Source organism: Streptomyces sp. NPDC050161 (assembly GCF_044460025.1).
GTDB lineage: Bacteria > Actinomycetota > Actinomycetes > Streptomycetales > Streptomycetaceae > Streptomyces.
Genome location: NZ_JBITJM010000004.1, coordinates 552,810 through 563,395, shown reverse-complemented (window position 1 = coordinate 563,395; position 10,586 = coordinate 552,810). Strand labels below are relative to the sequence as shown.

Below are 10,586 nucleotides of genomic sequence, written 5' to 3'. Positions count from 1 at the left end.
ACTCCCGTCGTCTGCCCGGAGGGCAGGCCCCGCGGCGTCTGGTGCGTGCGCTCGCAAGGCGGAGGGTCTTCCCGGTACTGGGCGTACCGGGAAGATCCCGACAACGCGGCGAGCGTGCGTGCCAGGCGTCGCAGGGCAGACGGGAGTGTGACGACAGGGCCTAGGGTCAGGTCGGTGGTCGATCGCCCACTGCGGGACTTCGCGTGCGGTACCGGCTGCGGGGTCGGCCCAGGTGACGCCGTCGGGCAGGTCGTAGCGCAGCGCCGACGGGCCGTCGGTCACGAAGCGCAGCCACCCTTCCTCGATGGACGCGACGTGCTTGATCAGTCCGCCCAGGCACAGCGCGCTGGCCGTCGGGCACTCGCCCGCCTGCTCGTCGCCGATCCCGCGCACCGTGTCGGTCAGGGCCGATCGCGCGCTGGCGAGAGCGGCGAGCAGGTCGGTCCGCTCGGCGTCGGTGGTTGAGGAGGTCGTGGTCGTGGTGGTCACGGTGCTCGGGCCCTTCCGGTGGTTCTTGTCGTACGGCACGGAGCAACAGTCACAGGGGAAGCGGCCAGGATGTGTCCGCTTCTCCGGGCACCATGGGACGCATGCCGAAGACTTCAGCGCGACTGCTGTCCCTGCTCTCGCTGCTCCAGGCACGCCGTGACTGGCCCGGGGCGCTCCTGGCCGAGCGGCTGGACATCAGCCCGCGCACCGTGCGCCGCGACGTCGACCGGCTGCGTGAGCTGGGCTATCCCGTCGTCGCCACCAAGGGCCCCGACGGCGGGTACCGGCTCGACGCCGGCGCGGAGCTGCCCCCGCTGCTCTTCGACGACGAGCAGGCCGTCGCCCTGGCCATCGCGCTGCGGATGGCCACCACCACGGGCGCCGGCATCGAGGACGCCGCGGCACGCGCGCTGCACACCGTCCGGCAGGTCATGCCGGCCCGGCTGCGCCACCGCGTCGACAGCGTCCGGATCACCGCCGTCGAGCGGTCCGCGCCCCAGCCGTCCCAACAGGCCGACAGCGGCGTGCTCATGGCGCTCAGCGCCGCCGTCCACGCCGGCGAAGTGCTGCGCTTCGACTACGCCCCCGCGTCCCCGCCAGGACCCGACGACGACCGCACCGATCCCCCGCCGCGCCGGGTGCAACCCCACCACCTCATCACCCGGGACGGACGCTGGTACCTCGTCGCCTGGGATCTCGACCGCGACGACTGGCGCACCTTCCGCGCCGACCGGATCACCCCGCGCATCCCCACCGGGCCCCGCTTCACCCCACGCGAACTGCCGGGGGGCAGCGTGGCCGCCTACATCACCAGCACGTTCCGGGGTTCCGACGGCACCGGCGGCTGGCCCTGCCGCGGCGAGGTGATCCTCCACCTGCCCGCCGCCGACGTGTTCCCCTACGCCTACGACGGGCTCGTCGAGGAACTCGGCCCCGACCGCTGCCGGCTCACCCTCGGCTCGTGGTCCTGGCCCGCCCTCGCCGCCACCCTCGGCAGGTTCGACACCGACATCGAGGTCGTCGCCCCCGCCGCGCTCAAGGACGCCTTCGCCCACCTGGCCCGCCGCTTCGCCGACGCTTCGACGAGCGCGCCGCCCCCGACACCGCGTAGGCCGCTGTGTCCCGGCGTTCCACCGGGCCCGCGCCACCGGTCGGGGACGGAGAAGCGGAGCGCGCGGCTCGCCCGTAGCGTGAGAGGCATCCGTCCATACCGGCCGAGGTGACCGCCGCGGGCGCCACCGTGCAGGAGCCCGCGCACGACGTGGGCGGCGGTCGCCTGGTGGCCACCGTCACCGACCCCGACGGCAACGTCATCGGACTGCTCCAGGACCCGTGAGTGCCGCGTCTCCCCGCGCCGCGTCCGGGCTCGGCACGGGGTGGCCGGGGGGGGCGGCGGAGCGTTGCCGCGGGTGCGCCGACAATGGAGGCCGGCCTGACCGTTCGAGGCCGGCCGGATCCAGCCGGTCGACGCCGACGGGGACCGCGCACGCGGCCCGCGAAGAGGAGACGAAGACACGATGAGCACGGCCAAGAGGACGGAAGCGCAGTCGTCTGCGCCGCGCGGTGCCGACAGCCATGACGTGATCCGCGTGCACGGTGCGCGGGTGAACAACCTCAAGGACGTCAGCATCGAGATCCCCAAGCGTCGGCTGACGGTGATCACCGGCGTCTCCGGCTCGGGCAAGAGCTCGCTGGTGTTCGACACGATCGCCGCGGAGTCGCAGCGGCTGATCAACGAGACGTACAGCGCCTTCCTCCAGGGCTTCATGCCGACGCTGGCGCGGCCCGAGGTCGACGTGCTGGAAGGGCTGACCACCGCGATCATCGTCGACCAGCAGCGGATGGGTGCCGACCCCCGCTCCACGGTCGGCACCGCGACCGACGCGAACGCGATGCTGCGGATCCTCTTCAGCCGGCTCGGGCAGCCGCACATCGGCTCGCCCAACGCGTTCTCCTTCAATGTCCCCTCGGTCCGGGCGAGCGGCGCGATCACCGTCGAACGCGGCGCCAAGAAGACCGAGAAGGTGACCTTCCACCGCACCGGCGGCATGTGTCCGCGCTGCGAAGGCCGGGGCACGGTCAACGACATCGACCTCACCCAGCTCTTCGACGGGGACAGGTCGCTCGCCGATGGCGCGATCACCGTCCCCGGCTACAAGGCGGGCGGCTGGAACCACCGGCTCTACAGCGCGTCGGGCTTCTTCGACCCGGACAAGCCGATCCGCAAGTACACGAAGCAGGAGCTGCACGACTTCCTCCACCGCGAGCCGACCAGGATGAAGATCGAGGGCATCAACATGACCTACGAGGGGCTGATCCCCCGGGTCCAGAAGTCGATGCTCGCCAAGGACAAGGAGGCGATGCAGCCGCACATCCGGGCGTTCGTGGACCGGGCGGTCACCTTCACCGCCTGCCCCGAGTGCGAGGGAACCCGGCTCAGCGAGGCGGCCAGGTCGTCGCGGGTCGCCGGGATCACCATCGCCGATGCCTGCGCGATGCAGATCAACGACCTGGCCGAGTGGGTCCGCGGCCTCGGCGAGGGCTCATCCGGCTCTTCGGGCGCGGAGTACGCCATGGTGGCGCCGCTGCTCACCGCGCTCCGGCAGACCCTCGACTCGTTCGTCGAGATCGGCCTCGGCTACCTCGCGCTCGACCGGCCGTCGGGCACGCTGTCGGGCGGCGAGGCGCAGCGCGTCAAGATGATCCGGCACCTCGGTTCCTCGCTCACCGACGTCACGTACGTCTTCGACGAGCCCACCACGGGGCTGCACCCGCATGACATCCAGCGGATGAACGGCCTGCTGCTGCGGCTGCGGGACAAGGGCAACACGGTGCTCGTCGTGGAGCACAAGCCGGAGACGATCACGATCGCCGACCACGTCGTCGACCTCGGTCCCGGCGCCGGTACGGCGGGCGGCACCATCTGCTTCGAGGGCACCGTCGAAGGACTGCGGGCCGGCGGCACCCTCACCGGCCGTCATTTCGACGACCGTGCCGTCGTCAAGGAGACGGTGCGCAAGTCCACCGGCACGCTGGAGATCCGCGGCGCGAACGCCCACAACCTGCGGGACGTGGACGTCGACGTCCCGCTCGGGGTGCTGTGTGTCGTCACCGGCGTCGCCGGGTCGGGCAAGAGCTCGCTGATCCACGGCTCCGTGCCCGCTTCGGACGGTCTGGTGTCGGTCGACCAGGCGCCCATCCGCGGCTCGCGGCGGAGCAACCCGGCGACGTACACCGGGCTGCTCGATCCGATCCGCAAGGCGTTCGCGAAGGCCAACGGCGTGAAGCCGGCGCTGTTCAGCGCCAACTCCGAAGGCGCCTGCCCCAGTTGCAACGGCGCCGGTGTCATCTTCACCGACCTGGCGATGATGGCGGGCGTCGCCAGCACCTGCGAGGACTGCGAGGGCAAGCGGTTCGAGGCGTCGGTGCTCGACCATCACCTCGGTGGGCGCGACATCAGTGAGGTGCTCGCGATGTCGGTGGCCGAGGCCGGGGAGTTCTTCGGCGCGGGCGAGGCACGCACACCGGCCGCGCACCGCATACTCGGCCGGCTCGCCGACGTCGGACTCGGCTACCTCACCCTCGGCCAGCCGCTCACCACGCTGTCGGGCGGCGAGCGGCAGCGGCTCAAGCTGGCGACCCACATGGCCGACGAGGGCGGCGTCTACGTCCTCGACGAGCCGACCTGCGGCCTTCACCTCGCCGACGTCGAGCAGCTGCTCGGTCTGCTCGACCGGCTCGTGGACTCCGGCAAGTCGGTCATCGTCGTCGAGCACCATCAGGCGGTGATGGCGCACGCCGACTGGATCATCGACCTCGGCCCCGGCGCAGGCCACGACGGCGGTCGCATCGTCTTCGAGGGCACCCCCGCCGAACTCGTCGCCGCCCGCTCCACCCTCACCGGCGAGCATCTGGCGGCGTACGTCGGCGCCTGATGGGTCGGTGGTGCTTTCGGGCCGGGGAGCGCGAGGGTTCCCTTTCCGTGGGGGCGGGGGCATCGGCCCGGGGCTTGCCCTTCTCGGTGGCCGCGAGGAAGGACTCGGTGTCCTGCGGAGTGGTGAGGGCCATCACGATGGTGAGTACCGGGCCGAGTGCCAGGACGCCGAAGGCGACTCCGAAGGAGGCGGCGTCGGCGATCGTCCCCAGCAGGGGCGGCGCGGCCATCCCCGCCGCCTGGCCGCCGAAGACGACGAGGGAACTGCCGACGCCGACCTGCTCCGGCGGGAGGCTGCGCAGCGGTACAGCGAAGATCGGCATGTAGCAGAGGGACGCGGCGAAGACGGCGACCGTGCCGCAGATGAGGGAGCCGGTCAGGCTGGGCGACAGGGCCATCAGGCACAGCGCCGGCGCGGCGACCGCCATGGCGGGCACGATCACCTTGCGGTGGTGGCCCTCGTAACGGTCCGCCAGGCGCCCGCCCAGGAAGGTGGCGACGGCCGCGCCGAGCGAGGGCACCGCCATCAGGGCGCCCGCGGAGGTCAGGGACACCCCGCGTTCGGCGAACAGGTACGACGGGATCCAGGTGCTCAGCCCCCAGGTGACGGCGGCGTACCCGAACAGCATCGCGGCGAAGCGCCAGAGGACTCCCCTGCGCAGGATGTCCAGGGTCCGCACGGGGCCCGCGGGCACGTCCCCGTCCTCGGTACGGTCCTGCGGGGCGGGCAGCCACATCCGCACCGCGACGTAGACGAAGACGCCGGCCGCCGCGGCCGAGTAGAACGTCGAGCGCCAGCCGATGGTGGCCGCGAGCAGGGGGACGGTGAGCGGTGCGATGACGGCGGCGAGGGCGTTGGAGCTCATGATCAGCCCCTGTGCGCCCATGCGTTGCGCGCGTGACGTCCGTTCCACCAGCGCTTTCGTGGCCGCGGCCGGGAAGATGCCCTCGGCCGCACCGAAGGCGAAACGCACCACGAGGAGCGCGGCGAAGGACCAGGCCAGACCCGTGGCCGCCGTGAAGAGCGACCAAGCCAGCAGGGCCCAGCAGGTGACCCGCCGGGCGCCGAATCTGTCGGCCAGCATGCCGCCGGGTATCTGGCACAGGGCGTAGGCGAGGAAGAACACGGAGACGATCAGGCCCTGTTGGCCGAGGTCGAGGCCGAACTCGTCACCGATCGTCGGGAGGACGGATGAGAGGGCGAACCGGTCGGCGTAGTCGATCAGCCAGGCCGCGAAGAGCAGCGCCACGGTGGTTCTGACCGGCGGACTCATCCTCGGTTTCCGGGCGGTTGAGGGAGCGCGGAGGAAGGGCACGGTGGTCCTCTCTGGGTGGCCGTGACAGGGGTCACGTGAAGAGATCCGGCTGTTCCGCGGTGATCTGGTCCCACAGGGGCCGCAGTTGGAACCATCCGGACAGCGGGCTGCCGATCTGCTCGCGCACCTGAAGAGCGGTCTCCCGGTCGATGGGCTGGGGGTCGCCGGCCGCCATGGCGAGCAGCTGCGCCTGGCAGGAGCGCTCCATCGTGATGAACCACCAGGCCGCCTCGGCGACGCTCCGACCGACCGTCAGCAGGCCGTGGTTGGCGAGCACGACGGCCTTGTGCGGGCCGAGCGCCTCGCCGATCCGCCTGCCTTCCTCGACGTCGTTCACCACGCCGCGGAAGTCCTCGTAGAGCCCGTGGTCCTCGAAGAAGGCGCAGGCGTCCTGCGTGAGCGGGTCCAGCCGGCGGCGCAGCGTGGCGAACGCCTTGCCGTGCAGTGAGTGGGCATGGGCAGCGGCCACCGCGTCCGGGCGCGCCTTGTGCACCTCGGAGTGGATGCAGAAGGCCGCACGGTTCACGGGGAAGCGCCCCTCGACGACATTGCCGTCGTGGTCGACCAGGACGAGGTCGGAGACCTTGATCTGGCGGAAGCTCATCCCGAAGGGGTTGACCCAGAACCACTCCGGGTTCTCCGGATCCCGCGCGGTGATGTGCCCGGCCACGCCCTCGGAGAAGCCGAACTTGCCGAACATCCGGAACGCGGCGGCGAGTTCCTGCTTGCGGTGCAGCCGCTCCTCCGCCACGGAGTCGAAGGTGGGCGGGAGCATCGCGCGGAATCCGGGCGGTACCGGTCCGACCCCGGTGTGCGGTGCGGCAGAGAACGTGTCCATCGGTGGTCTCCTCAACGAGCGCCTGGCATACGCAGCCGTATGGGATACGGATCTGTATCGGATACGGTGCTGTATCGTGAGCGGCGCCACGTTGACGTGTCAATGCCCGGGGAGGTCCAAGTTGCCGAAGGGGCCCACCAAGCGCCGCCCGCAGACCACCGCGCGACTGCTCGACGCCGCACTGGAGACGTTCGCCGAGCGCGGCTTCCACGGGACCTCGATCGAGGAGATCTGCGAGCGGGCCGGATTCACCCGCGGAGCCTTCTACTCCAACTTCCGCACCAAGGAAGAGCTGTTCTTCGCCCTGTTCGACCTGCACGCGCAGCGCGTCGTCGACCGGCTGGCGCACGCGGTCGACGAACTGGAGGAAGCGGACGACCCGGTACGCGCGGTGCTCACGCGGATGAGCGCACTCGACGAGACCGAGCGCCGCTGGTACCTGCTGTCCACGGAGTTCACCCTGCACGCCATCCGGCACCCCGCCACGGCGCGCACCCTGGCCGACCACGACCGCCTGCTGCGCGAGGAGATCATCCGGCTGCTCGGCCGCCTCTTCGACCGCATCGGCCGACGGCCGACCGTCGATCTGAACTCGCTGGCCCGCCTCACGGCAGCGGTCCACGAGGGCGCCCTGGCCCAGAGCCTCGTCGAGCCGGACCACCTGGCGCCCGGCGAACTGGCCGTCACCTACCTGCCGTTGCTGATCGACGTCGTCTCCGAACCGGCGGTACGCACCGTCACGCGACCTGATCCGGGCACCGGGTCCGCTCGCGACGAAAGCCCAAAAGGCGGCCCCCACCTGCGGTGATGTGCCGCTTGGAGGTGTGCGAGAGTGCCCTGTGCCGTCGGGCGCCAGGGTCTTGCCGACGGCAGGAAGGACAACGGCGCTTCCGTTCGCGTCTTTTCGGTGCGTGGTGGGCAGGCTTGATCTTGTCCGCCCACCACGTGGTGCGGCGCACCGCACTACAGCAAAGGAATTCCTGTGTCCGTCGTCGCCGCCCAGTCAGCCGGTTCGCCCCCGATACCTCAGGCGCCCGGCGCGATGCCGCTCCTCGGTCATGCACTGGCCCTCTACCGCGACCCGTTCGCTTTCCTCCTGTCCCTGCGTGACCACGCCGATGACCGTGGCCTGGTCCGTATCCGGCTGGGCTGGATGCCCGTCTACGTGGTGACCACGCACGAGCGGCTGCACGAGGTACTGGTCCGGGAAGGCCGGAAGTTCGAAAAGGGCAGATTCTTCCAGCGGTTGAAGGGCTTGGCCGGCGAGGGGCTTTCCACCGCTGACGGCGAGCTGCACCGCAGGAACCGCAGGCTGATCCAGCCCATGTTCAGCAAGGAGCGCATCGCGGGCTACTCCGAGATCATGAGCCGCAACGCGCGTGCCCTGTCGGATTCCTGGCAGCCGGGACAGCAGGTGGACATCTACGAGGCGGCGGCTTCCTACGCGATCGACAGCATCGCCATGAGCTTGTTCGGCTCCGAGATCGGGCGTCCCGCGGTGGAGACGATCCGCACGGAACTGCCGGTCCTGCTGGACATGCTCCTCAAGCGCGCGGCGTCCCCGAAGATGCTGGACCGGCTGCCGGTCCGCTACAACCGGATCTTCGACCGCGCCTCCCAGCACCTGAGCGGCGTCATCGACGAGGTCATCACCACCGCACGCGCCACCGGCCACATGGACGACCACGACGATCTCCTCGCCCAACTGCTGCGCGAGGAGGACCTGGACGACGTGCAGGTCCGCGACGAGGTGGCCACCCTGCTGTTCGCCGGGGCGGAGACCACCGCCTCCACGCTCGCCTGGGCATGGCACTACCTGGCCCAGCACCCCGTGTTCGGCGAGCAGGTGGTGGCCCAGGTGCGGGAGGTCGTCGGCGACGACCGGCCGGTGACGATCGCGGACGTGCCCCGGCTGACCGTCCTGCGGCGGGTCCTGGACGAGGTGATCCGCCTGCACGGCGTCACCCTCCTCATGCGCCGCAACACCGATCCCGTCGCCCTGGGCGACACCACGCTCCCCCCGGGCACCGAGGTCGCCTTCAGCCTGTACGCCATCCACCGCGACCCGAGCCTTTTCGGCCCGGACGCCCACCGGTTCAACCCGGACCGCTGGCTCGACCCGGAGGTGGACGCGCGCAAATTCACGCCGTTCGGCGGCGGCAACCGCAAGTGCATCGGCGACCAGTTCGCCCTCGCCGAGGCGACGATCGCTGCGGCCGAGATCCTGCGGGTCTGGCAGCTGACACCAGCCGAAGGTCACACGCCCCAGCAGGTGATTTCGGCCGTCGCCAGGCCCGACCGCATCCCCATGACGGTCCACCGCCGCTGACCACACCCGGCGTACCGGCACCACGCGCCGACGCCGCGCGTGCGGGACGCCCCGGACGGCAGCCCTGCCCCTCCTGACTCCGCCGAGCGGGCGCGGAGTTGAGGGGTAGGCTGCTGATCACTGCTGATCGTCACGCCCTGTGCCCTGTGCAGGGCGTGACGCGTCCCAGCCCCGGGTCCACTCCATGGGCGACGGCTCAGACCATGCCGGAGCCCGAGGCCGCGGTGGCTGACGCAGCAAGAACAATCGACCGCCCGGAGGCCGCCTTATGAACGATCACCCCAACTCCCCCTCCCCGTCCGGCCCGCTGCCGCCTCCCGGCTGCCCCGCCCACGCCCATGGCACAGCCGACGGCCGCCAACGGATCTACGGCCCCGAAGCCGAGCCCCTGGGCCCCTTGCTGGAACGACTGCGGGCGGAATACGGCGAGGTGGCGCCGGTACTGGTACCGGGCGACATCCCTGCCTGGCTGGTCCTGGGCTACAACGCGGTGCGGGACGTGAGCGTGAGCAGCTCGCGGGCGGTCTGTGACTCTCGACACGGCCGCGTCTACCAACAGGGCCTGGTCCCGGAGGACTCGCCCCTGCGGCCGATGACCGAGTACAAGCCGCTGGCCCCCTTCGTGGACGGCGAGCCGCTCGCGCGCCTGCGCAGCGCCGTCATCGACGGCCTGGACTTCAACCGCCACAGCCTGCGCCGCTACATCACCCGGTACGCCGACCGCCTCATCGACGACTTCGCCTCCCGGCGCACCGCCGACCTGGTGACGGAGTACGCCGCGCAGCTCCCGGCCCTGGTGCTGGCCTGGATGTACGGCCTGCCCGAGGAGGAGAGCCCGGCCCTCGTGGACGCGGTGCGCGACCTGACCAGCGGCAGCGAACGGGCCGCCGAAGGAAACGCGTTCGTGACCCGCACCATGCAGGAGCTGCTGCGGCGCAGGAAGTCGGGGCAGACGGTGTCGACCACGTTCGGTGGCCGCGACTTCGTCAGCCGGCTGCTCGCCCACGAGTCGCAGCTCACCGACGACGAGGTGGTGGAGCACCTGCGACTGGTCTTCGTCGCCGGCTACACGCCGACGGTGGCGCTCATCGCCAACACCGTGGTGCAGATACTGACCCAGCGTCAGTTCAGCCGGAACCTGACCAGCGGTCAGATGACGCTGCCCGAAGCGCTGAACCGGGTGCTGTGGGACGACCCGCCGATCGGCCTGCTGCCGACCCGCTGGGCGGCCGGCGACATGGTCGTGGGCGAGCAGCGGATCCCGTCCGGCGAGATGATCGTCCTCGGGATCGAAGCCGCCAACGCGGACCCCACCGCCCGCGAGCCCGGTACGCCCGTCCCGCACAGCGAGGCACACCTGGCGTTCGGCGCCGGACCTCACGAGTGCCCAGGACGCGACATCGGCATGGCCATCGCGGAGATCGGCATCGAGACCCTGCTGACGCGCCTGGAGGAGCTGGAACTCACCGTCACCCAGGGCGAGTTGCGCTGGCAGTCCGCATGGGTCTCCCAGCGCCTGGAGGAACTGCCCGTACGGTTCTCCGCGGTCCAGCAGGCCGCACGGAAGGGCACCGGCCGACCGGCCACCGCCGCGCCGACGGACAGTCAGGCGCCGGAGACCACCGCCGACCGGCAGCCCGACAGCCGCACCCGGAAGCGCTCCCTGCTGCGCCGCTGAGC

At 71.1% G+C, this 10,586-nt stretch carries 8 protein-coding genes and 1 pseudogene; 6 read left to right on the top strand and 3 right to left on the bottom strand.

The features are described from left to right. A partial coding sequence (locus ACIBK8_RS09990; RefSeq protein WP_399041231.1) for a DUF664 domain-containing protein occupies positions 1–489 on the bottom strand: 489 nt, incomplete at its 3' end. Between the two features lie 101 nt (positions 490–590). Between ACIBK8_RS09990 and ACIBK8_RS09985 the strand changes: the two genes are divergently transcribed. The 3 genes and pseudogenes from ACIBK8_RS09985 (at position 591) to ACIBK8_RS09975 (ending at position 4,424) form a co-directional block, all read left to right on the top strand. After that, positions 591–1,712, top strand: a complete 1,122-nt coding sequence (locus ACIBK8_RS09985) for a helix-turn-helix transcriptional regulator (protein WP_399041212.1) — start codon at positions 591–593, stop codon at positions 1,710–1,712. Continuing rightward, positions 1,703–1,825: pseudogene (locus ACIBK8_RS09980) on the top strand (VOC family protein); the annotation flags it as partial. The gene ACIBK8_RS09985 and the pseudogene ACIBK8_RS09980, both read left to right, overlap by 10 nt. Before the next feature lie 181 nt (positions 1,826–2,006). Further along, positions 2,007–4,424 (top strand): ATP-binding cassette domain-containing protein, encoded by a 2,418-nt coding sequence (locus ACIBK8_RS09975; RefSeq protein WP_399041211.1) that lies wholly within the window; start codon positions 2,007–2,009, stop codon positions 4,422–4,424. Here ACIBK8_RS09975 and ACIBK8_RS09970 read toward each other — a convergent pair. Together ACIBK8_RS09970 and ACIBK8_RS09965 are read right to left on the bottom strand one after the other, a co-directional pair. Next, entirely contained in the window at positions 4,387–5,697 is a 1,311-nt protein-coding gene (locus tag ACIBK8_RS09970) for an MFS transporter (protein ID WP_399041210.1), read from the bottom strand. The two genes, ACIBK8_RS09975 and ACIBK8_RS09970, sit on opposite strands and share 38 nt — an antisense overlap. A 73-nt stretch (positions 5,698–5,770) precedes the next feature. Beyond that, positions 5,771–6,577, bottom strand: a complete 807-nt coding sequence (locus tag ACIBK8_RS09965; protein WP_399041209.1) for a class II aldolase/adducin family protein — start codon at positions 6,575–6,577, stop codon at positions 5,771–5,773. Positions 6,578–6,698: 121 nt separating this feature from the next. Between ACIBK8_RS09965 and ACIBK8_RS09960 the strand changes: the two genes are divergently transcribed. The 3 genes from ACIBK8_RS09960 (at position 6,699) to ACIBK8_RS09950 (ending at position 10,584) form a co-directional block, all read left to right on the top strand. After that, a complete protein-coding gene (locus tag ACIBK8_RS09960; protein ID WP_399041208.1) occupies positions 6,699–7,385 on the top strand; it encodes a TetR/AcrR family transcriptional regulator in 687 nt (228 codons plus the stop codon). A gap of 174 nt (positions 7,386–7,559) precedes the next feature. After that, positions 7,560–8,906: a cytochrome P450 gene (locus ACIBK8_RS09955; RefSeq protein ID WP_399041207.1), complete on the top strand. Its 1,347-nt coding sequence runs from the start codon at positions 7,560–7,562 to the stop codon at positions 8,904–8,906. Between the two features lie 268 nt (positions 8,907–9,174). Beyond that, positions 9,175–10,584 (top strand): cytochrome P450, encoded by a 1,410-nt coding sequence (locus tag ACIBK8_RS09950; protein ID WP_399041206.1) that lies wholly within the window; start codon positions 9,175–9,177, stop codon positions 10,582–10,584. Positions 10,585–10,586: the final 2 nt, after the last annotated feature.